Source organism: Paenibacillus sp. Paensp38 (assembly GCF_059491915.1).
In genome coordinates this window covers 4,063,795-4,086,119 of record NZ_CP168516.1, presented here as the reverse complement: position 1 = coordinate 4,086,119, position 22,325 = coordinate 4,063,795, and the positions used below count along the sequence as shown (strand labels likewise).

General features: G+C 45.1%; 23 protein-coding genes. 17 read left to right on the top strand and 6 right to left on the bottom strand.

Annotation, left to right across the window (positions count from 1 at the left end):
* Positions 1–193: 193 nt before the first annotated feature.
* The 3 genes from ACEN8J_RS18060 to ACEN8J_RS18050 all read left to right on the top strand — a co-directional run bounded on the left by ACEN8J_RS18060 (position 194) and on the right by ACEN8J_RS18050 (position 2,473).
* The gene (locus ACEN8J_RS18060; RefSeq protein WP_029517129.1) at positions 194–493 is read left to right on the top strand and encodes a hypothetical protein; all 300 of its coding nucleotides are present in this window, start codon (positions 194–196) and stop codon (positions 491–493) included.
* 271 nt (positions 494–764) lie between these two features.
* The gene (locus ACEN8J_RS18055) at positions 765–1,589 is read left to right on the top strand and encodes an alpha/beta hydrolase (RefSeq protein ID WP_029517128.1); all 825 of its coding nucleotides are present in this window, start codon (positions 765–767) and stop codon (positions 1,587–1,589) included.
* 92 nt (positions 1,590–1,681) lie between these two features.
* Positions 1,682–2,473, top strand: a complete 792-nt coding sequence (locus ACEN8J_RS18050) for a dioxygenase family protein (RefSeq protein WP_029517127.1) — start codon at positions 1,682–1,684, stop codon at positions 2,471–2,473.
* A 72-nt stretch (positions 2,474–2,545) separates the two neighbouring features.
* Here ACEN8J_RS18050 and ACEN8J_RS18045 read toward each other — a convergent pair whose 3' ends face one another.
* Positions 2,546–3,469: a hypothetical protein gene (locus tag ACEN8J_RS18045; protein ID WP_495593813.1), complete on the bottom strand. Its 924-nt coding sequence runs from the start codon at positions 3,467–3,469 to the stop codon at positions 2,546–2,548.
* Positions 3,470–3,685: 216 nt separating this feature from the next.
* Complete coding sequence (locus tag ACEN8J_RS18040; RefSeq protein ID WP_029517125.1) at positions 3,686–4,204, bottom strand: DoxX family membrane protein; 519 nt, start codon at positions 4,202–4,204, stop codon at positions 3,686–3,688.
* Positions 4,205–4,452: 248 nt separating this feature from the next.
* Here ACEN8J_RS18040 and ACEN8J_RS18035 point away from each other — a divergent pair, with 248 nt between their 5' ends.
* The 3 genes from ACEN8J_RS18035 to ACEN8J_RS18025 all read left to right on the top strand — a co-directional run bounded on the left by ACEN8J_RS18035 (position 4,453) and on the right by ACEN8J_RS18025 (position 7,353).
* On the top strand, positions 4,453–5,547 hold the full coding sequence (locus ACEN8J_RS18035; protein WP_165149957.1) for a DUF3048 domain-containing protein: 1,095 nt from the start codon (positions 4,453–4,455) through the stop codon (positions 5,545–5,547).
* Positions 5,548–5,735: 188 nt separating this feature from the next.
* Positions 5,736–6,350: a DUF47 domain-containing protein gene (locus tag ACEN8J_RS18030; RefSeq protein ID WP_007428879.1), complete on the top strand. Its 615-nt coding sequence runs from the start codon at positions 5,736–5,738 to the stop codon at positions 6,348–6,350.
* Positions 6,351–6,363: 13 nt separating this feature from the next.
* Positions 6,364–7,353 (top strand): inorganic phosphate transporter, encoded by a 990-nt coding sequence (locus ACEN8J_RS18025; protein ID WP_029517123.1) that lies wholly within the window; start codon positions 6,364–6,366, stop codon positions 7,351–7,353.
* A gap of 32 nt (positions 7,354–7,385) precedes the next feature.
* On the opposite strand, the gene ACEN8J_RS18020 is transcribed toward ACEN8J_RS18025, so the two are convergent.
* Complete coding sequence (locus ACEN8J_RS18020; RefSeq protein ID WP_155271710.1) at positions 7,386–7,529, bottom strand: hypothetical protein; 144 nt, start codon at positions 7,527–7,529, stop codon at positions 7,386–7,388.
* Between the two features lie 63 nt (positions 7,530–7,592).
* Between ACEN8J_RS18020 and ACEN8J_RS18015 the strand changes: the two genes are divergently transcribed.
* From ACEN8J_RS18015 to corA, 3 genes are all read left to right on the top strand, one after another.
* A complete protein-coding gene (locus tag ACEN8J_RS18015; protein ID WP_029517122.1) occupies positions 7,593–9,041 on the top strand; it encodes an amino acid ABC transporter substrate-binding protein/permease in 1,449 nt (482 codons plus the stop codon).
* Positions 9,034–9,762, top strand: coding sequence for an amino acid ABC transporter ATP-binding protein (locus ACEN8J_RS18010; RefSeq protein ID WP_029517121.1), 729 nt, complete (start codon positions 9,034–9,036; stop codon positions 9,760–9,762). Before ACEN8J_RS18015 ends, ACEN8J_RS18010 begins: the two co-directional genes overlap by 8 nt.
* Positions 9,763–10,319: 557 nt before the next feature.
* On the top strand, positions 10,320–11,279 hold the full coding sequence (corA, locus tag ACEN8J_RS18005; RefSeq protein ID WP_029517120.1) for a magnesium/cobalt transporter CorA: 960 nt from the start codon (positions 10,320–10,322) through the stop codon (positions 11,277–11,279).
* A gap of 6 nt (positions 11,280–11,285) precedes the next feature.
* Here the strand turns inward: corA and ACEN8J_RS18000 are convergent, their stop codons facing one another.
* Positions 11,286–11,801, bottom strand: coding sequence for a tyrosine protein kinase (locus tag ACEN8J_RS18000; RefSeq protein WP_165149959.1), 516 nt, complete (start codon positions 11,799–11,801; stop codon positions 11,286–11,288).
* A gap of 226 nt (positions 11,802–12,027) precedes the next feature.
* Between ACEN8J_RS18000 and ACEN8J_RS17995 the strand changes: the two genes are divergently transcribed.
* The 7 genes from ACEN8J_RS17995 (at position 12,028) to ACEN8J_RS17965 (ending at position 18,322) form a co-directional block, all read left to right on the top strand.
* Complete coding sequence (locus ACEN8J_RS17995) at positions 12,028–12,318, top strand: YerC/YecD family TrpR-related protein (protein ID WP_007428885.1); 291 nt, start codon at positions 12,028–12,030, stop codon at positions 12,316–12,318.
* Complete coding sequence (locus ACEN8J_RS17990; RefSeq protein ID WP_495593811.1) at positions 12,318–13,106, top strand: sirohydrochlorin chelatase; 789 nt, start codon at positions 12,318–12,320, stop codon at positions 13,104–13,106. The genes ACEN8J_RS17995 and ACEN8J_RS17990 overlap by 1 nt, the downstream gene beginning before the upstream one ends.
* Before the next feature lie 173 nt (positions 13,107–13,279).
* Positions 13,280–14,161, top strand: a complete 882-nt coding sequence (locus ACEN8J_RS17985) for a diacylglycerol kinase (protein ID WP_013308843.1) — start codon at positions 13,280–13,282, stop codon at positions 14,159–14,161.
* Positions 14,162–14,383: 222 nt separating this feature from the next.
* The gene (gene rlmD, locus ACEN8J_RS17980) at positions 14,384–16,192 is read left to right on the top strand and encodes a 23S rRNA (uracil(1939)-C(5))-methyltransferase RlmD (RefSeq protein WP_495593810.1); all 1,809 of its coding nucleotides are present in this window, start codon (positions 14,384–14,386) and stop codon (positions 16,190–16,192) included.
* Positions 16,193–16,205: 13 nt separating this feature from the next.
* Positions 16,206–16,454, top strand: a complete 249-nt coding sequence (locus tag ACEN8J_RS17975; protein WP_445671522.1) for an N-6 DNA methylase — start codon at positions 16,206–16,208, stop codon at positions 16,452–16,454.
* A 254-nt stretch (positions 16,455–16,708) separates the two neighbouring features.
* Positions 16,709–17,698, top strand: coding sequence for a tRNA dihydrouridine synthase (locus ACEN8J_RS17970; protein ID WP_449292574.1), 990 nt, complete (start codon positions 16,709–16,711; stop codon positions 17,696–17,698).
* Positions 17,699–17,752: 54 nt separating this feature from the next.
* Positions 17,753–18,322, top strand: coding sequence for an SF0329 family protein (locus ACEN8J_RS17965; RefSeq protein WP_340884425.1), 570 nt, complete (start codon positions 17,753–17,755; stop codon positions 18,320–18,322).
* Positions 18,323–18,516: 194 nt separating this feature from the next.
* Here the strand turns inward: ACEN8J_RS17965 and ACEN8J_RS17960 are convergent, their stop codons facing one another.
* Together ACEN8J_RS17960 and ACEN8J_RS17955 are read right to left on the bottom strand one after the other, a co-directional pair.
* On the bottom strand, positions 18,517–19,947 hold the full coding sequence (locus tag ACEN8J_RS17960; protein ID WP_495593809.1) for a pyridoxal phosphate-dependent decarboxylase family protein: 1,431 nt from the start codon (positions 19,945–19,947) through the stop codon (positions 18,517–18,519).
* Between the two features lie 186 nt (positions 19,948–20,133).
* Positions 20,134–21,075 carry an AraC family transcriptional regulator gene (locus ACEN8J_RS17955; protein WP_069012887.1) on the bottom strand — a complete coding sequence of 314 codons (942 nt, stop codon included), beginning with the start codon at positions 21,073–21,075 and terminating at the stop codon, positions 20,134–20,136.
* Between the two features lie 219 nt (positions 21,076–21,294).
* Between ACEN8J_RS17955 and ACEN8J_RS17950 the strand changes: the two genes are divergently transcribed.
* Entirely contained in the window at positions 21,295–22,314 is a 1,020-nt protein-coding gene (locus ACEN8J_RS17950) for a glycoside hydrolase family 88/105 protein (protein ID WP_069012888.1), read from the top strand.
* The last annotated feature ends 11 nt before the right edge of the window (positions 22,315–22,325 follow it).

Here is a 22,325-nt window from a genome sequence, read left to right as displayed (position 1 = left end):
TCCTCCTGCTTTATGAGCGTATTCCAAGCTGATGGAACCGCCATTTCGTAACAAAGACAGTATACGTGAGGAAGCGTCGGATGGCAAAAGACTTTATCTATAGCATGTATATTACCGTTGCATTCTCCTCAAACTGGATAGAGGGTGAGCACGTGGAGCAACCTGAATATAAACGTTGAGAGGATGTGGCATCATGAAACTGGAGAACCAGGCAGATTATTTAGTCCAAAAACGACTGGGAAACGCTTCGAATGGGAATAGCGGGGCGGCCTCGTCTACAAATGTGAGTCACCGGAGCGTTCAAGGAACATCTCCAACGTACCGTATAGTGGACGATATCGAAGTGGCTGAGGATACAGAATTTGCAGGTGAGCTAGGTGCACAGAACTACCGCAGCCTGTGGCATGAGGATGAACATAACGGCGACTCTTGTAAACTGCAGTGGGAAGGACGAACGGAGACCCACCAAATGTTCAGGAACAGCTACGAATAACGAATGTCACTTTAAATGTAGTGGATTCACTCACATAAGTGTAGTATAGCGTTCTCCGGAATCGCATCGGGGAGCGCTATTTGTTTACTTTTTTAACGATGTGAACTGACAGGTTGACAAGGAAGCAGGGCGATGATAGACTGACTTTACTATAAAACTTATTAAACTTATCGGAATTAAAGTGAATAAATATCCTGGATGGATATTCCACGTTACTATATGAGTTCGAATTCATAAATGTGTAGTGAAGCTTGAAACAGGGGGAATCAGGATGGAACGGCAAATTGGAATTCGTTTTGAACATGAAGAGCTGGCCGCAACAATTCATTATCCAAACCGTACAAATGAGGGAGAGCGTCAGAGACGAGTTCCCCTCGTTGTTATATGTCACGGTTTTGTAGGCAATCGTATCGGCGTAGATCGATTATTCGTCAAGACTGCGCGTGAACTGGCCGAAGGGGGATATTTTGTCCTGCGCTTTGATTTTGCCGGTTGTGGGGAGAGCACAGGTGAATACGGCAAGCAGGGGCTCGAGTCCATGATTAATCAGACACGTACCGTATTGGATTACGCCGTCAATTGTGCGGACATTGACCCGACCAAGGTGACGCTGATCGGTCACAGTCTGGGGGGCGCGGTTGCTCTTCTCACAGCCGTACGGGACAAGAGAGTACAAAATCTGGTCCTTTGGTCAGCAGTGGGCTATCCGTTCAATGACATCGTCAAAATTACGGAGCGAAGCGTGTACGATGAGTCTGTTAAAACTGGTCATGCCGATTATTTGGGCTATAAGTTTACGCCTGCTTACTTTGAGTCGTTAGCTCAATTTCAGCCGTTCCAGGAGGCCGTTAAATTTAACGGGGATGTGCTCGTCATTCATGGAACCTCGGATGATATTATTCCTGTCGATTATGCATTTCTGTTTCAAAAGATATTCTGGATGCGTCCAGAGGGACGCTGTGATAAAGAGATTATTTTCCAGGGAGATCACACTTTCTCGTCAGGTAAAGAGCGGCAACGGCTCATTGATCGGACGCTTGAATGGCTGGATGAACAGGAAAATATTCAACGTGATTGGCAGCACTGGATGATCTGATTTCAGTGTGTAACGGATTGTATTGGAAATTGCGCCTCCGCCGGAGTAAAATGGAAGAGTAACACTATACTGGCGTGTGGAGGTTGGCAGCGATGACATTACCCTCAATTTTTGTTGCGCATGGTTCACCGACACTGGCTGTAGAAAATAACGCATATACCAGCTTTCTTGCAAAGCTGGGCGCGAGCCTGCCCCGACCCAAAGGAATTGTCATTTTTTCCGCGCATTGGGATAGCCCCGATCAATGTATTGGCGCGGATGATCAGCATGCAGCGTTGCACGATTTCTATGGCTTTCCTGAAGAAATGTACTCAATCGATTACCCTGCACCAGGCGATCCAAAGCTGTATGAGGAGATAGAGCATCTGTTCAGTCAGCATAACTTGTTCCACCAGCCGGTTCGGAACCGGGGACTGGATCATGGAGCATGGGTGGTTTTGCGGCATATATATCCTGATGCGGACATACCGGTCGTACCGTTATCTATTGATTCTCGGCGCGCTCCTCAAGAGCAATACGAGATTGGACGGATGCTGGCGCCGTTGCGAGAACAAGGGATTTTGATTATCGGTAGCGGCGGATTGGTCCACAACTTGCGGACACTCAAGCAGACGAGTGAGCCAGCCGATTGGGCCGTTCAATATGATGACTGGATTGCACAGCAGCTTCAAGACTGGAATTTACGTCACTTATTCCAATATGACAAGAAGGCTCCATATGCCAAACAAGCGGTACCTTCTTATGGAATAGAGCATTTTTCACCTTTGTTTTATGCGATGGGGGCTGCGGATCAGGAGCGCTCCGCGCATAAGCTTTTTCAGTCGTATGTCCTTGGCTCGCTGAGTCTCAATTGTTGGGCTTTTGGTCAAGAAAGTGATACGTAAATGTAAAAAAGAACTTCCGAATCCACATGCTGTGTGGGAATGGAAGTTCTTTTGTGTTTTTTGCGTCTTCGATTAATTAGAAGGCACGTTCTTTTTTAGCCAAGTGGATACCTGCGAAGTACGTTGATCTCCATTTTGATCCAACAGTGTCATAAATGCTTTCAGCTTTTGAATATAGGTGATCTTCGAATCCATATTACGTTGAACGAACCATTGATACCCTTTTTTGGCATACGGATGAATCTTCCCGGTATCATGATCGAATAATGGCGTATTGTTCGTGCCGTAGAAAGTATAGAAAAAGTACAGATCGTGCAATTTTTTTATAGCTTGTGTACGATTGGAATGTGGATATTGGTTTAAAAACAATTCCTGTGCCAGCACTCGTCCGGCTAACTGTTGATAGCCGATACGGAGCGCGGCATCTTTGGTAGCAGCCTGTCCGGATTCCATCGACATGATGTCAATATAGCTGCGGATATCTGCCGTGGTGTGCTTCCCGAATACTTTATATTTTTCATAGTTGATGATTGGGTAATACATGCCTTCTGCGGTTTCAAGTTTGTAGCCGGCATCTCTTGTTTGAGTTAGCAACTTTTTCAGGTTCGCATCGCTTGTACGGCTGATTACATTTGTGAACGAATCACCGGGTTTATAGATTTGATTTATTTTGGTTTGAACAGAGGTCGGGTATAGGGTCTGTGCATAGGAATCCAATTGCTGGTTCTGTGCATTTTCCAGATGAAGCACCATGAGGGTAGCTTGAGAAGCTGGAATGGATTGAATATGCTTTTGCAAATAAGTGAATGCCTGAGATAGCTTGCCGGGTTGGCCTAGTAGCTGCTCGAAGGTCTTGGAGATATGTTGTACACTTTCTGCCTGAGATGTCGTAGTAGACGTCGCCGCTTGGGCTGATGCCGTATATCCCGATCCCATAGTCTGCACTGTGAAAGTTACTGCTGCGAGCATGAGATAGGCTTTGGTGATTTTTTTCATGATATAACCCTCCATTACGTTCTTTGATGTAACTGTAGTGTATAGGGTAAATGTATCGTGAGCATTCCATGTTGTATCCAACTTGTAAACGTTTGGGGAGGATAATGAATCCGATAAAAGAGTCCGAGTTAGGAGGAGCTAAAATCCTCCTTGTGAGCATAACAGCGCAAAAAAAATAACCATTATCCCGGAGGATAACGGTTATTTGGGGGATGTTTAAGCTATTTTTCGACTAGGGTCCGCTGGAAAGGTATCTTTATTTTTACCAAACAGTCCACGCAGGAAGGGCAGTACCCAACGGTCAAAGCCAATTCTTCCGGCATTTGCGCCAGCAACTACGAGGAAGATTTCAAACAGCAGGTAGATTGCATTGGTGCTTACTGTACCCGAGAACAGGAACGAGAAGTTCATAACCATGGCCATCAAAGCAGCCAGTGTAGTCAATGTACCGAGAAGCAGGCCAACCCCGACCAAGAACTCACCCAACGGGATCAGGACGTTGAACAAACCTACATTCGGCAGGGCAAAGGCTTCGAGGAACGATCCCCACCAGCCTTGTACAGCGGGATGGTCTCCACCTGTTTTAGCAATGGCCCCCGAGATAAATCCGCCTGCATCGAATCCACCTGTCAGCTTTTCAAGTCCGTGAGTCATCCATTCATAACCTAGATAAACCCGTACGACAGTCAGCAACCACATTGCGACTTTGTTCTCACGTAACCAGCTATTAAACATTCAAACCACTCCTCTTTCTTAATCTATAATGTTGGTTGTATTTCATTTTGTTGGGATGATCATCTTTGCTACACCTTTATTGTAGTAGGTTCAGTTACAGTTATTTGTGATAAAAATCACAAAGTATGAATATTTTTAAAATTTTAATGTCTTCAGATAAGTATTCTATAGAGAGGTCATGCTTCAATCAAGACAAAAACAGGAAATAAAGCTTATAATGAGAAAAATAACGAAGTGGAGGGATGAACTTGTCCGGGCCCATTTCCCAACGAAATCATTGGTTGCGTGTAATGGCCTCAGCTCTGTTATGCATGACGCTGATGTCTTGTTCTGCTATGTCCAATACGGGAGATACTGAACCCGTTCCTCAACCGACCAAGCATAAAACAGAGAAGGAGGCGCTTGAACCGCCGAAGGAGCAGTCTACTCCGGCATTTACAGCTCCGCTTACCGGTCTTCCGGTGGAGCAGCCAGTTTTGGAGCGACCGCTCGCTGTCATGATTAACAATGCTCCAGCAGCACGTCCGCAGGCAGGACTTAGTCAGGCAGATATGGTATATGAAGTTCTTGCAGAAGGCGGAATTACCCGTCTGGTCGCTTTTTTCCAAAGTCATGGCGGAGATGTAAAGGTTGGTCCGGTCCGTAGCATTCGTCCGTATTTGATTGAGCTGGGCGAAACTTATGGTGCGTTGCCGATACACGCAGGGGGAAGCACAGATGCCTATGCGATTTTACAGCAGCAGCGGAAGGAACATTTAGATGAGATTTCAAATGGAGGGGCATACTTCTGGCGAAGCAAAGATCGTCGTCCTCCGCATAATCTATACACGGACGTGAATAGACTGCGCAAAGGAAGCGATAGTAAAGGGTATGCTACGCATACGGACGTTCCAGTATATACTTACCTTAAATCCGGCGAAACCCCAGTTATGGTGGACGAGACTGCAACATCTTTACAAATCCGGTTTTTGCTTAAAAGCTACCGGGTATCTTATACCTATGATCCAGCGGATCAACAATATAAGCGTTTTGTGAACGAAAAGTCACATGTGGATCAAAATAATAACCAACAGCTCTCAGCAGCCAATGTCATTGTGATGAGCACCAGGCATCGAACGTTGGATGATGTAGGCAGATTAAGTGTTGAACTGGACGGCAGCGGAGAGGCCATGGTGTTTCAACAAGGACAGTTAATACAGGCTGAGTGGCAACATACGCCAGGTGATGCGATTCGTTTTATGAAGAATGGGGTTGAAATTCCGTTAACGCCAGGTACATCCTATATACATGTGGTGCCTGCAGATACACCACTAAAGGAACATGTAACCATAGAAGTGAATTAGAAAACGAATTACACCTTTTTAGGAAAAAATTGTCGGATAATGAGCTTATATGTCGGGCACTGTATACGTATATCATGAAATTTGCTTTTACAAACATTACAAAAACATTGATGAGTGTGATAAGATAGCAAAGGTTGTCTATTGCAGTCGAAACAGGTTGCGGATATTTTCGTAAAGGGGTAATCGTTATGAGATTGAAGAAAAAGGATATATTCTTCGAGACGTTGGAAAATATGGCAGATACGATCGTGCAAGCAGCCGATTATTTTGCCCAACATACTTCAAATCTTCAAGATGTGACTTTGTTTACAAATGAAATGAAGAAGTATGAAAATAAGTGTGATGATTACACACACACGATTATTACTGAACTGAACAAGACCTTCATTACGCCGTTGGAACGCGACGACATCATGGAACTGACAACAACCATGGATGATGTGTTGGACGGTCTTGAAGCGACGGCTTCCCGTTTTTATATGTACAACATTACGGAGCCGGACGAGTATATTGTGCAGTTCGCTGATATTCTGCGTCAATCAGCTTACGAAATTCAGAAAGCTGTACATCTGCTTTCACAGAAAAAATTGCTGGCCATTCGTGAATACACTATTCGTCTGAATGATTTGGAAAATCAGGGGGATGAATTGTTGCGTATTTGCATCAAAAACCTGTTTGCAACTGTAACTGACCCTATTGAACTGATTAAACGCAAAGAATTGTACGAACGCCTTGAAACGACAACGGATTCATGCGAGGATGTTGCAAATATGCTGGAATCCATCATTATGCGTAACTCGTAAGGAGTCCTTTTACATGGATACAAGTTTACTGGTATTGGGTATTGTTATTTTTCTTGCTCTGGCATTTGATTTTATTAATGGGTTTCATGATACGGCGAACGCGATTGCAACTTCGGTATCGACCCGTGCATTGACCCCGCGACGTGCGATTATTATGGCTGCGGTCATGAACTTTCTCGGGGCAATATTGTTTACAGGGGTTGCGAAGACGATTGGTGGAAGTGTGGCTGATCCAACCAAGCTTACGAATGGAATTGATATCGTCATTGCGACGCTGATCGCTGCGATTATCTGGAACCTCTTAACCTGGTGGTTCGGTATTCCTTCATCCTCTTCTCATGCATTGATTGGTGCATTGGCTGGAGCGGTGTATGTAGGTGCAGGATCGGAAAAATTAAACTGGAGCGGCTTCATCGGGATTGTCGAAGGACTTATTTTCTCCCCGTTGATTGCTTTTGTTGTCGGTTACATCGTGATGATGATTTTAAAATACATCTTCGCTCATCGTAGTCCGCATACGGTGAACAAAGGGTTCCGTACAATGCAGGTCATTACAGCAGCGCTTCAGTCGTTCACGCATGGTACGAATGATGCTCAAAAGGCGATGGGGATTATTACATTCGCACTCGTTTCGTCGGGGTATCAGGACCATTTGGAAGTACCCATGTGGGTAAAAATTTCAGCCGCAACAGCCATGGCGCTAGGTACATCTATCGGGGGCTGGAAAATCATCAAGACGATGGGAACCAAGATTTTTAAAATCGAGCCAATTAACGGATTTGCAGCCGACATTTCGGGAGCCTCTGTTATTTTCACAGCTACATTGCTTCATTTGCCCGTAAGTACCACTCATGCCATTACTTCGGCTATTTTGGGTGTGGGTTCTGCGAAGCGTTTTTCCGCTGTGCGTTGGTCGCTGGCCGGTCGAATTATTATTACTTGGGTGATAACGATACCGATTGCTGCGCTGTTATCTGGATTGATTTTCAAAATTCTTTTCTAGTTCGTTATTATTTCTTGAAAAATAGGTACACACTATAGAACACACAATAAGCTTCCGTCCGCTTTTTGCGGCAGGGGCTTATTGGCATTCTGGGGCAAAACGGCTTCTTCAAAGTTTACACCTCCAGATAGTTCCATGAAACGTTTTTCAAAAATACCTGACATCAAAGTAGTCAATTTTTAATAACTCCTGTAAAATAAACAGAAAACTTTGAACCGTTCAACTGACTGGAGGAAATTATGCAAAAATCTAGAAAACTAATAGCACTTATCATTTGTTTGTTTTTTGTGGTTGCCCTGGCCGGTAATTTCGGTGTAGTGGCACATGCAGAAAATAAAACAAAGTATGATATCGGCACGGATACAACGTTCGCGCCTTTTGAGTTTGAAGATGTAGATGGTAAATTCGTCGGAATTGATATGGATTTGCTGGCAGCTATTGCCAAGGATCAGAATTTTGAATATACCATTAAGCCTCTTGGCTTTAACGCGGCAGTGCAGGCCCTTGAAACGAATCAAGTGGATGGTGTCATTGCCGGGATGAGTATTACCGATGAACGCAAGCGGAAATTTGATTTTTCTGAGCCTTATTTTGATTCAGGCGTCGTCATGGCGGTCCGTAAGGATAATGATACGGTTAAACGCTATGAGGACTTGAAAGGGCAGCGTGTCGCTGTCAAAACAGGAACGGAAGGTTATACATTCGCAGAGTCCATTAAGGCCAAATACGGCTTTACTACAGTACCGTTCGACGATTCTTCTCAAATGTATGATGAAGTTAAAACAGGTAATTCGGTTGCCTGCTTTGATGACTATCCGGTACTGGCATACGGTGTAAACCAGAATAACGGCCTTAAGCTGGTAACAGATAAGGAAAAAGGTGCTTCTTACGGGTTTGCTGTTAACCAAGGCAAAAACAAGGAGTTGCTGGAGAAATTTAATGCAGGGCTTGTTAATCTGCGTAATAGCGGGGAATACGATAAGATTTTGGCTAAATACCTTGGCGAATCGGGCAAAGGTGTGGCGCCTGTAGAGACCAGCCGCTGGGGGCTGATTTCCGCTTCGCTGCCTTCGCTGATTAAAGGCATGGGAAATACGTTGTTGTACACACTTGTATCTTTACTCGTAGCCTTTATCCTAGGTTTGGTGTTTGGCTTTATGAAAGTAAGCCATAACAAGGTGTTCCGTGGTATTGCAACTGTTTTCGTCGATATATTCCGCGGTATTCCGCTGATCGTGCTTGCTTTCTTTATTTACTTTGGTATTCCACAGGCACTGGACTTCAAAATGCCACTTTTTGTTGCGGCTGTATTGACGCTATCCCTGAATGCGGGTGCGTATGTAACTGAGATTATCCGTGGTGGTATTCAGTCCATTGATCCGGGACAAATGGAAGCAGCTCGTTCGCTTGGTCTACCCTATCGGACGGCTATGCTTAAAATCATTTTGCCACAAGCTGTGAAAATCATGATCCCGTCGTTTATCAATCAGTTGGTTATTACATTGAAGGATACGTCCATTTTGTCTGTTATCGGTCTGGTCGAATTGACCCAATCGGGTAAGATCATTATTGCGCGGACATTCCAATCCTTTGATATTTGGCTGGTAGTAGCGGTGATGTATCTTATCGTCATTACAGTCCTGACCAAAATTTCCAACCGTCTTGAAGGGAGAGTTCGCCGTGGGTAAAATTATCGTTAAAAATCTTAAAAAAAGCTATGGTAGTAACCAAGTGCTAAAGGGCATCGACATGCAAGTACGTGAAGGCGAAGTTGTGTGTGTCATTGGCCCCTCTGGTTCGGGAAAAAGTACGTTTTTGCGTTGTATGAACATGCTTGAAGAAATTACCGCAGGTGAGGTCATTGTCGATGACTACAACTTGAGTGACAAAAACGTGGACATTAACAAAGTTCGTGAAAATATAGGTATGGTATTTCAGCACTTCAATCTGTTTCCGCATATGACCGTGCTTAAGAACATTATGTTCGCGCCGACTGAACTGGGGAAGCAGTCTAAGGCAGAGGCCCGGGAAACGGCCATGAAGCTGCTGGATCGTGTGGGGTTGGCCGATAAGGCAGATGCACTGCCAGGACAGCTTTCCGGCGGTCAGAAGCAGCGTGTGGCGATTGCACGTGCGCTGGCCATGAACCCAGACATTATGCTGTTCGACGAGCCGACCTCGGCGCTCGATCCTGAAATGGTGGGCGAAGTGCTTGGCGTAATGAATGATCTGGCGCGTGAAGGCATGACGATGATGATCGTAACGCATGAGATGGGTTTTGCACGCGAAGTAAGCGACCGTGTTGTTTTTATGGACGGTGGTTACATCGTAGAAGAAGGAACGCCACAAGAGGTATTTGGTAATCCGAAAAACGAGCGGACCATTAGTTTCTTAGAAAAAGTATTGTAAGTGGGCAAGGTTTGCCGTGAGTGCAGGTGAGGACGTAGTGTGAGACCGCTCCGCGTTCCATTTGATCTTTCGATCGCTGTTGCCCTTGAATTTTTTCGATTATAAAAGACCTTATAAGGTGAAAATTCTAGGGCAAAGGCGAACGCTTCGCTTCTCCAGATTCAAATGGCCCGCTACGCTACCACTCGCTAAATCTGCTTCTTTCTTCGCAAAAGCCTGCTTAAATGAGTGAGTATAGGCAGAAGGAATTGGCGCAGCTCGGTGCTTGCTGCGCCGAGGGGGATATAGCGAGGTAAGCATCCGACCGCTTTGTGGCTTATGATGTTTATTTTCATAAGTGAGAATTTTGCAAAATTCTGAAGTGGAAGGCTTGCTTTGAAGATAAGAACTGCTCTGCACGAGGATAAAGGATATCTTGGGATGGCTTGTTGACCCGGAGATATCCTTTTCTTATTTAGTGTATGGAAATGTAGGGCGTGAGATTTGTATAATGCTGATTGGCTTATATAAAATATAAATAACATATCAGACGGAAGTGTAAGCGAGGGGGACGTACGGTGATACGTACATTGGCTATAGGCCATGATCATCAGGTAACAGTGGGAAAACCATTGGATCAGATCGTCATGGAGGATTACATATGGATGTGGGTAGATTTTAGCGAGCCTACAGATCGCGAGACGGAGCTGCTGACAAGTTATTTTCATTTTCACCCATTGGCTGTGGAGGATTGTATGCATGTTCTGCAACGTCCCAAATTGGATTATTACGAGGATGTGCAGTTTCTGGTCGTGCATGCGCTCGATGTAGATACGTTAGCTGCGGAAGAAGTGGATATGTTTATCAGCGCTCGTTTTTTGGTAACATATCACCATCATGAGTTAGAGGAGCTGGATCAAGCCTGGGAGCGGATTGTCCAGCATGCGAATGAACGCAAAATATGGTCGCGAGGACCGCTGGCTGCAGCCTACACGGTGATGGACAAACTGGTAGATAACTATTTTCCGAGCCTTTTTATGATTGAGGATGAATTGGCTGAGCTGGAGGGCTTGGGCGGTCGCGAATCCGTAGAGGAATTAATGAAGCAGGTGTTTGACCTGCGTGGCAGGCTGCTCAAGCTGCGCCGTACCATCGTACCTATGCGTGATCTGATGTACCGAGTTTTGAATTCGCAGCATGTGCAGGGCCAAGGAGATCATATGGCTTATTTTACCGATATATATGATCATTTATTGAAGCTGACAGACATGCTGGAGGCCGACCGCGAGATGACAGCCGACCTGAGGGACAGTTATATATCGCTCAATTCCAATCGCATGAATTCAATTATGAAGACGCTAACCGTAATTACGACTGTTTTTATGCCCTTGACGCTGATTGCAGGAATCTATGGTATGAATTTTTCGAATATGCCCGAGTTAGGCTGGAAATATGGATATTTTGGCGTACTGTTCTTCATGTTTTTGTTGAGTGTTGCCATGGTGGTCTGGTTTATGCGCCGAGGCTGGTTCAAATAGTATAGTCTACTTTCTTGTGCGTTTGCGCGGACGTCTGCGCGGGGTAGTGGTACTTTTGCGCTGTGTCTTTTTTCGGCGTCGGCGTGGTGGTGTATATTCATCCAGTTCCTCAGTAATTTGCGTTGTAGATTTTTTGCTTGCGTTTTTGTTGAATGCTGGGAGCGAGCCCATAATCAGTTTTGCCATCGGAGCAAATTGCTGCACGCTAGACATGATCTTTTGTACCTTGCCGACCGTAGCAACAATCCCGTCAATACCGCCCATACGGTCAATAATACCTTTAATATCGTTGAGATTACCAAGATTGCCAAGGCCGCCAAGCAGTCCTCCTTTGGCAGGGGCGGGGTCTGGCGTAACCACGGCAGAGTCTGTTATACTCGCTGGCGCCTCGTAAGGAACCAGTGCGGAGGAATCGACTTGCGGAACCTCGCTGTATGGATCGAGTCCAGGATAAGGAGATGAACTATACGGATCGGAAATGGCACGCGTTTGCGCCCTCCGATGATAGTAATGTCCAGGCATGAGATCACATTCCTTTGCAGGTTGATACTCTACTGTATGTTACAAACGCACAGTGGGTTTAGGCGCGTGTCCCGAAATCAGGTATAAAAGCGGATTTGGGCATTCGTACGGTATGTTTCTATGATCATAATGTTGTTCTGTAATGCGTGAAACCGTTAATGCTTGAAAAACTGACTATTCCTCAGGTACAATGAGGAGAGATCGTAACCTTGGGAGATGATAATCCATGCAGCTTAAAAAGCTTAATGATAAAAGTATTGATCAATTGTTCGAAGCTATTTTAACTCTTAAAAATTTGGAAGAATGCTATGTGTTTTTTGATGATCTGTGCACGATTAACGAAATTCAATCCCTCTCCCAACGTCTGGAGGTTGCCCGTATGCTAGGCAAAGGCAGCACATATAATCAGATTGAAGCAGAGACAGGAGCCAGTACAGCTACCATTTCACGTGTTAAACGTTGCCTGAACTACGGTAATGACGGGTACAAAATGACTCTGGAACGTCTGGGACGCTAATGCGGAGCCCTGGGATACTGGTCATCAGCCATGGCTCTAGGGAGCCATATTGGGTAGAACAGGTGGATCAGGCAGTTGCAAAGCTTCATTTGCCGGAAGAAATACCGGTAGAGGTTTCATTTTTGGAAACGGTTAAAGAAAGATTGATTCAAAATGGTATTGACCGTCTGGAAGCCTTGGGTGTAACAGATATATTGGTTATTCCTTTGTTTGTGTCATCAGGCAGTACGCATGTAGATGAGATTAGCTATGCGCTGGGTGTCAAAGATGCGCTGGACAAAGAAACAGATTTGGAGCCGTTTCGATTGAAAGCCCGAGTGCATTTTGGTAGCCCGCTGGATGACGGAGAAGATGTTGCTCACATGGTGTGGGACAAGGTTCGCCTGCTGTCGGCCGATCCTGCGGGAGAGGTTATTTTACTCGTAGGTCACGGCAGTGTGCACAACGGCTTTTTTCAGCGCTGGGAGCAGGGGATTTCTTCGTTGGCCCGTACGGTGCAAAACGTGAGTGGTATCATCACGGACTACGCTTTGCTAAATCCCGAGAGTGTGTACGACAAGGCAGCGTACTGGAATCAGGATCGGGGTCATGATGTTATTGTGGCGCCGCTATTTTTGAGTTCGGGATATTTTACAAGTCACATAATTCCTAAACGCTTGCAGGGGCTCGAATACCGTTATTCGGGAGATCCTTTATTGCCGCATCCTTTGCTCACAAGCTGGATAGACAGGCAAATTCATGAATTATTGCAAAGCATGCAGAAGCAAGCGAGGTCAAGTAATAGATAGTCTGGTTCGGCTATAACGTCATTTCAGCCTTAAATTTCCTTATTTGGGCGAAGTCTGGCTTCTTTTATTGTAAAAGAGGTCTTTTTCCAGTATGATGATATTTTGTACAGACTGAATATGATGAACTGCGATGTGAATATAAATATCATTAAATATACGGGTGGCGTAACGGAATGAAAAGAGCTAGATTAATCTATAATCCGACCTCTGGGCGTGAGGAAATGAAGCGTCGTCTTGCGGATGTTTTGCAGCGCCTGGATGAAGGTGGTATTGAAGCCTCTTGCCATGCAACTACGGGTGAAGGGGACGCAACACGTGCGGCAATAGAGGCCATTGAGCGTGGGTATGACATGATTATCGCCGCTGGTGGCGACGGTACATTGTATGAGGTCATTAACGGCATGGCTGAAAGAGAAAACCGCCCGCCCCTAGGTGTGTTTCCTCTGGGGACGACGAATGATTTCGCCAGAGCATTGGGCATCCCCAAGCACTGGGAGGATTATTGCGACCTCGTTATTCGTCAAAATCCGAAGCCACTGGATATCGGAAAAGCGAATGACCGCTACTTTATCAACATTGCAGGCGGGGGAACTTTAACCGAGCTTACGTATGAAGTTCCGAGCAAGCTCAAAACGATGATTGGCCAGTTGGCGTATTATTTTAAAGGTATGGAGAAGATGGTCAGCCTTGCACCACAGGAGCTGATCATCAAGGCATCGGGTCAGGAAGTGATCCACGACGAGTTTATGCTCTTCCTGATTGCAAATACGAATTCGGTGGGTGGGTTTGAAAAGCTTGCTCCCGGGGCGACAATAGATGATGGGCTGCTCGATGTCATCGCTGTGCGGAAATGCAATCTGGCGGAAATGATCCGATTGGTAACACTCGCGCTGCGTGGTGAGCATTTGCAGGACAAGAAGATTGTTTATTTCAAAACAGATTACATGGAAGTGACCTCACCTGGCTATGTCCAGCTTAACCTGGATGGCGAATTAGGGGGCACCTTGCCAGCGACCTTCCGGAATTTACCGCATCATTTGAATGTTTTCCGGTGAGGAATGATGAGGAAATATTTCTGCTTCCGGACGGCAACGCAATATAGTATATGGAATGCAGAGTAGGTAGTTGTTTTTTTGTGTGAACATATTGGTTCTTGCCGTTCTCCGTGGGGAGTAACGGCATTTTCGAGTTGATGTTTGTATGTTTAGATGACCATTCTAATTAGACGTCCGAAGGAAAATACCGCATAAAAAGAAGATCAGAAAGAAGTGACAATCATGACGAATAACCGTAGCGGACGTGGAAAAAGCCGCCGGAATGCAGCAACAGCAACTCCTGTTCAAGGAAATCAGCACCAAAACACTATGAAGGCGACAAGAGAGAGCGAACCGGAACAGTCTCAAGTTAGAGCTGGAAATGGGTTACTTCAAGCCGAAATCAAATATAAAAATGGAAATGTGAATGAAAATATGAATGATTCGGATAGGAAGAAGAGAAAGAACGGACGAGATACTCGTCTTTCTTCCAACGGTGGACGAAGTCATGATGCTTCCAATCGTAACCGGTCTAGTGTAGAGCGTAGCGATCTGCCTGTGCAAAAGAACGATGAGGCTGTGATAGACATCATCGGCATGAACCACGATGGCGAGGGTGTAGGACGTGTTGAGGGTTTTACGCTGTTCGTTCCGGGTGCATTGCCAGGTGAAAAGGTACGAGTAAAGGTGTTGAAAACGAAAAAGCAGTACGGCTATGCCAAGCTGCTGGATATTGCGCAGGCTAGCCCTGACCGGATTGCAGCTCCGTGCGCTATCTACGATCAATGCGGTGGCTGTCAGATCCAGCACATGAGCTACGCAGCGCAGCTCAGCTGGAAACGCCAGCATGTCGTGGATGTGCTGGAGCGTATCGGGAAGCTGAGTGTGGCTACAGAGCCCAGTGAGCATACTGCACAGGTCTTGGCTGCTTCTGCGGATACAGATGGTGAGGCCGATACAGTCACGACTGCTGATTCGGCCATGAATGCGGATGGAAATGCCGACAGTATGTCGCGTGTACATGGCGTAGTCGTGCATCCTACACTCGGTATGAGTGAGCCTTGGCGATATCGCAACAAAGCCCAGGTGCCGATTGGTGTCACAGAGGGCGGGCTTGTCGGTGGCTTCTACGCACGTGGCAGCCATCGGATTGTGGATATGAACACCTGTCTCATTCAGGACGAGCGTAATGACGAAGTTGTCGCACGTGTGAAAGAGATTGGCCGAATGCTGGGCATCAGTGCATATAATGAAGAAACCGGACGTGGGCTACTGCGCCATGTCGTTGTAAAGACCGCTTTTCGCACGGGTGAAATGATGCTGGTGCTCGTCACGAATGGACGAGATATTCCGCATGCAGATGCGTGGATCGGCAGTATCCGTGAGCATATTCCACACGTGGCAAGCATATGCCAGAACGTGAATACAAAGCGAACGAACGTTATTTTTGGCGACGAGACTCGTGTACTGTGGGGTCGTGACGTGATCTACGACTACATTGGAAACGTACAGTTTGCGATTTCCCCAAGATCCTTTTATCAGGTGAATCCCGTACAAACGGAAGTGCTGTATGGCAAAACCGTCGAATATGCCGGGCTCACAGGCAAAGAAACGGTGATTGATGCGTATTGCGGCATCGGTACGATTTCTCTGTTCCTCGCTCAGCATGCGGACCAGGTGTATGGGGTGGAGATCGTCAAAGAAGCCATCGACGATGCACGAAGTAATGCGCTGTTGAACGAAATGCGTAATGTGAAATTTGAGGTAGGCGCGTCCGAGGACGTCATTCCTGCGTGGAAAGAGCAAGGCATCACCGCCGACGTTATCGTCGTCGATCCGCCCCGTAAGGGCTGTGATCCACGTCTGCTCGACACCATTCTGGAGATGAAGCCAGAACGCGTGGTGTATGTATCCTGTAACCCAAGCACACTGGCACGGGATTTAAGGATACTGGAGGATGGTGGGTACAGTACAGTGGAAGTGCAGCCTGTGGATATGTTCCCGCATACGGTTCATGTGGAGAGTGTTGCGCTGTTGGTCAGAAAAGGCTAATAGTTGAGGTGTATTGGCGTTTGAAAAAGGTGAAAATCAAAACAAACTTACTGATAAAAACATCAATAAGATTATCGAAACGTACCTAAATCGTGTAGATGTTGATAAATATGCTCGTGTGGCATCAGCTGAAAATGTTGGGTATTCATGTGTAGAAATTGACGAAGTGGGCCAAGGATATTATTCCTCGGCTCTTTTTTTAAGCTATTCGCATGGGAACGACGTAGGCTGGGGGAAGTTATGCCGTGCAGTATTTCTATGAACTGCGGTGCAGTACGTTATAGAAGATGGCAAGGAGGGGCTGCGCTCTTCCTTTTTTTTGCGAGTCTTTTGGGGAGTATGCTCCTCTATTGAGTATGATATACTCATTTAGATGTCTATGCTTAACATATACTGCCGTTTGGACTACGTTGCTTAAACATGTTATATGTGAAGAAGAAGCAAGGACATGAACAGGTTAGCTTTACCATTTTGGGACCAAAGATTTGTCCTGGTATTTATAGAGGAGTTTTTGATATGACGAATAATTTTTGGCGTGATTTGCCACGACCTTTTTTTATACTGGCACCGATGGAAGATGTGACGGATGTTGTGTTTCGCCATGTCGTAAGTGAAGCAGCCAGACCGGATGTGTTTTTTACGGAGTTTGCGAATACAGAGAGTTATTGTCACCCGGAGGGGAACAAAAGTGTACGCGGGCGTTTGACTTTTACAGAGGATGAACAGCCCATGGTGGCCCATATCTGGGGAGATAAGCCGGAATATTTTCGTGAAATGAGCATCGGTATGGCGAAAGAAGGCTTCAAAGGCATCGATATTAATATGGGTTGTCCTGTAGCGAATGTAGCCGAGAATGGGAAGGGAAGCGGCCTGATCTGCCGTCCCGAAATCGCAGCGGATATCGTTCAGGCCGCCAAAGCCGGGGGACTGCCCGTCAGTGTAAAAACAAGGCTTGGTTTCACTACCGTAGACGAATGGCGCGACTGGTTGACCCATATTTTGAAACAAGACATTGTGAATTTGTCCATTCATCTGCGGACAAGAGAGGAAATGAGTAAAGTAGACGCTCACTGGGAACTAATTCCGGAGATTAAGAAACTTCGTGATGAGGTGGCACCAGATACACTGCTGACCATTAACGGAGATATTCCGGACCGTCAGACCGGCTTGAAGCTCGTTGAGCAATATGGTGTGGATGGCATTATGATTGGGCGTGGTATTTTCCAGAATCCATTTGCGTTTGAGAAGGAGCCGAAGGAACACAGCAGTGAGGAATTGCTTGAACTGCTACGGCTTCATCTAGATCTCCATGATCATTATTCAGCGCAGGAGCCACGTTCGTTCAGCCCTCTCGCCCGCTTCTTCAAAATATATGTCCGTGGATTCCGAGGGGCAAGTGAACTCAGAAACAGCTTAATGAACGCCAAATCAACAAGTGAAGTGCGTACATTGCTTGATGAGTTTGGAAGCAAGGATCATGATGAGGTAGAGGAACGTGGAAATTAAATTGCCAAGTTGGGAGACGGGCTGTTAGTAGGCATTGAAAACATAGGAGGATATATGTCCTGGAGTAAATTGAAGCAACAACTGGAGAGCTTCCGCTGTCCTGCGTTAGACGGAAGAGTCGAATACCGAGCGACCAGTTACCGTTATTTGCCTGATAAGTCTGGAATCTGTTATATAACTGTAGATAAGAAGAACATACTCAATATGAATGATATCACTAGTTCGATCAAATGGTATCAGACGGAGTTGGAAATCAAGAATGATCCAGATATCCAAGTTCCTATCAGCAATGAAGACATTGAAACGGTCAGAAAAGATACTAATGGGAACGTTCCCGAGGAGCGTCTACAAGTAATTGCAAGAGGTAGAAAAATATCAGAACATGCAAAGGAGCTTTTCTCAGCACAGGCCTCATTAAGCAAGTCTAATTTTAATGTTGTAGCTAATAAATTTTTAACTACTTCTATAGAGGAAAGCTTAGAGAGTAATGATATCTTATTGAATATTTTAGCTTTAGTGGACAGACGAGTTGGAAAAAAAAGAATATTAAACATGACCGAGAAGATGAAGTTAAAGCATCCCATTGTGCAGTATTTTTATGAACTACGGCGTAGTACGTTATGAAAATAAATAACTTTCATTGATGGGGGCACGTCGTGTCAGGATTAAGTGCTGTTCATTGTTGCTGCATTGCACATTGGCAAATAATTTGGATGTCTGGGAAAACAGCAAAGAGGGGCGGTGTGCCCCTCTTATTTTCGTAATGCTGAGCATTTTCATTTATTTACAGAAAGTGTAGCAATTAGTTTCAAAATTTTTCATCGTAAAAAAACTTTTCTCTCATTCAATGATCTTGCTATATTCGATAAAAGCTGAATTGTATTCCTTATCTCATCTTCCGTAGTGTCTGGGTGAATTGCGCAGATTCTGAGAACCGTTTTTCCATTAAGTTGTGTTGTAAGCACAGAGGCGTATCCGTTTGTCGTCATTTCTTGGGAGATCCTTCTATTCAGTGAATCTAATTCTTGCTCAGATAATCCAGTTGGCGCATATCGAAAGTTAACAATCGCTAACTTAGCGGGGGATACAATTTCCCAATGATTATGTTTTTTGATTTCATCTTCAGCCCATTCTGCGAGTTGAACTCCATGCTCTATGGCTTCACCGACAGCATTAGTTCCTAAAGCTTGTAGTGTCACCCATAGTTTCAAACTTCGAGCAGGCCGCGTTAATTCAGGACCCAGATCCCAATAATTAATATGTTCTTCATTAGTCTCGGCATCTTTCAAATATTCTGGATGTGTGCTGAAGCAGTTTCTGAGCTGTTGATTTTCTTTGGCTAAAACTACGCTACAGGAATATGTCTGCATTAACCATTTATGTGCATCCCAGGTAATGCTATCTGAACGCGATATTCCGCTCAAAAGGGGCTTATATTTCGAAGAGGCCAAAATCGATGCACCGTAAGCTCCATCCACGTGTAACCAAATGTTATGTTTTTCACATAGGTCAGCAATTTCGTTTAGCGGGTCAATGCTTCCTGTATTGGTTGTGCCTGCCGTGGCAATGATCGCAAAAGGTTTCATGCCAGTCGCCTGATCATCCATTATTTTTTTCTCTAAGGCTGAAACATCCATACGAAAATTTGTATCACTTGGAACCTTTCTGATTTGATCACTACGGAATCCGAGGATGCGTAGCCCTTTGGCGACCGATGAATGAGTTTGATCTGAAACATAAGCAGTTCCAATGGCATATTCCTGCTCGGATAACCTTGCATTGCGTGCAGCCGCTAAAGCGGTCAAATTCGACAGCGATCCGCCCGACAGAAATAAGCCTCCAGCAGTATTGGGATATCCTGCTTGGTCACACATCCACCGTATCACTTCCCCCTCTAAAAGGCTTGCGCTCGAACTCAGCATCCAGCTTCCGGCATGGGTATTATAGGCGCTAGTCATGATATCTCCTAACCACGAGTAAAGAGACATTGGACCAGGAACCAATGCGAAAAAGCGAGGGTGTTGCATGAAGGTTTGGTGAGGATAGACGTTTTTCCTCATTTCATCGACGACCTCTTGTATCGGTCTTCCTTTTTTCGGAAAACCAATTCCCCTTAAATGAGCTATTGTATCCCCATCTGCAGTGTTGATTACTTTTTGAGATCGAATGTTATTGTTTTCTGCTATAAATGAATGTATGAACTGCTCAATAATCTCACCTAATTGTTGATTTAGTTCTTGATTCATCATAAGCATCTCCTTTGTTTAACTTCAACCAAAGTATAATATAACATCTGTTGTCATATTGTGAGATTCACCGATTTCATCATTACGTTTATTTTTAGGCTCCACATGCAGACTATATTTATATGGCTCAGGTTTAATCCATATTCATGAGGTTGAGTTCGTTTTATCAAGTTTATTTCTGCTGTTATGCTAAACCCATCCCGTAAACTCCAGTATAGACGCTTTCGCAGATTGCGCTTCAGATTGTGCCCCTTTACGCCATTCTTTTGGCGGCTTTCCCATAAGCCTGGAGAAGCAACGGTTGAAGCTGGAAATGGAGTGAAAACCGACTTGTTCGGAGATCGAAAGAATAGAATCCTCCGTGCTTTTTAACTGCTTGCAAGCCTCTTCGATTCGGGTGCTGTTTAGGAAATCGAGAGGCGACGTCCCCATAATTTCATGGAATTTTCTTCGAAAATGAGTTGTACTTAAATGGCACAGGTCGGCCAAAAAATCCATCGTAATGGGGTTCATATAGTTTTTCGTGATGTATTCCAAAACCGGAGAAATGACAAAATCGTTTTTCAGGCTATGCTCTGTTTCTTGATCTGCCAACAGTTCATTCCTGGAATGAATTCTAAGGAGTTCTATGTAAAGGGATAGCAATAAGCCATAGGCACTTTCCTGATAGTAAGGATTCTGCTGTTTTAATTCTTCTACGATCGAAGTTGCAAGTGTATAAACCTTGGGATACTGCTCCTTATTCAATATACAGTTTTTTCCCTTCACCACCCACAAATTTGGTTCGAAGTTGCTGTAAGCACTTTTAAATGAATGTTGAAAGAGATCCTCTGGTGAAAAAAAGATATAAGACCACAGACTGGCTGTATTTGGCGAACTATACGTGGTATGAGGAAGATACCTGGGGATGAAGGTCACATCGCCGGCTTTGAAGGGTACAGATTCTCCTTTGATCTCCATGACGCCGCTATCTGAATAGCATATACCAATCTCCAAATGGTTATGGAAATGGAGATGCTCACTTTTAATATCAGAAATCTTCCAACGTTCACCGCTTAATAGCAAGACAGGGAAATTTATGGGCAAGCTATAGTGTCGATATTCTATAACGGGCTTCTTTTTTCTGGGCATATTCAATACCCCCATGACTTTGGTTTTAACCAGCAGATATACATCAGGATTTTGTAAAATCCTCACATAAATGATTGGAAATGCGCAGTTTTGTTGCGAATATGCTTAGATGGAGACTATTTTACTGCGTAGAATGGAATAAGTAAAGCGTTTTCAAAATAGTGACGAACAGCTCTCAAGCGCTTTTGGGAGCGTGGGCGCTAAGAGAGGGGAATAAAGATGCTTCAATTGGTTTGTGACAAGGAAGAGATATTAAAAGTTATCGACAAAGTCGTCAGAAAAACCATGACGATGGATTTAACGTGGGATTGGCCCTGCGGTGTGGCTTACTATGGTGTATCCAGAGCCTATACGAAAACAGGAAATAAAGAGTATTTAAATATGCTTGTGCAGTGGGCGGATGAATATATCGAGCTGGGTCTGCCGCACTGGACGGTAAACACATGTGCTATGGGCCATATGCTGATCACGTTGTATGAAGAAACAGGAGACCCAAAATATTGGGATATTGTGATGAGCAAGGTGGATTACATCCAAAACAATGCTCTCCGGTTCGGAGACCATGTTTTGCAGCATACGGTATCCGTGGCTAATGATTTTCCAGAACAGGCATGGGCGGACACATTGTTTATGGCGGCATTTTTTCTGCTGCGTGTAGGAACCAAATTAAAGGATGAGGCAATGATCCAGGACGCCTTAAATCAATATTACTGGCATATCAAATACCTGCAAGACCCTAGTAGCGGTCTCTGGTACCATGGCTACAATAATGTCAAGCAGGATCACATGTCCGGATTTTTCTGGGGGAGAGCGAATGCTTGGGGAGCATATACCATGTCGCAAGTCAAAATTCATTTAAAAGACTGGTACTTGTATCCGCAATGCATGGACGTAGAGTGTTCGCTTCGGGATCAACTGGCGGCACTAAAGGGTGTTCAAACGGAGAATGGTTTGTGGCGGACGGTACTGGATGACGAGGAGTCCTATGAAGAAGTGTCGGCATCTTGCGGTATCGCGGCGGCCATGATCAATAACGGCAATCCGCTGCATACCAAATACGTGCAAAAGGCATTGGAGGGCATCTTGAACCATATTAGCGAGGACGGTCGGGTACTAGGTGTGTCGGGCGGCACAGCGGTTATGAAAGATCGGGATGGGTATCGCAATATTCCAAAGGACTGGATTCAGGGCTGGGGTCAAGGCCTGGCATTGGCCTTTCTGTCTGATATGTTGAATTAGGAGGGAAGCAA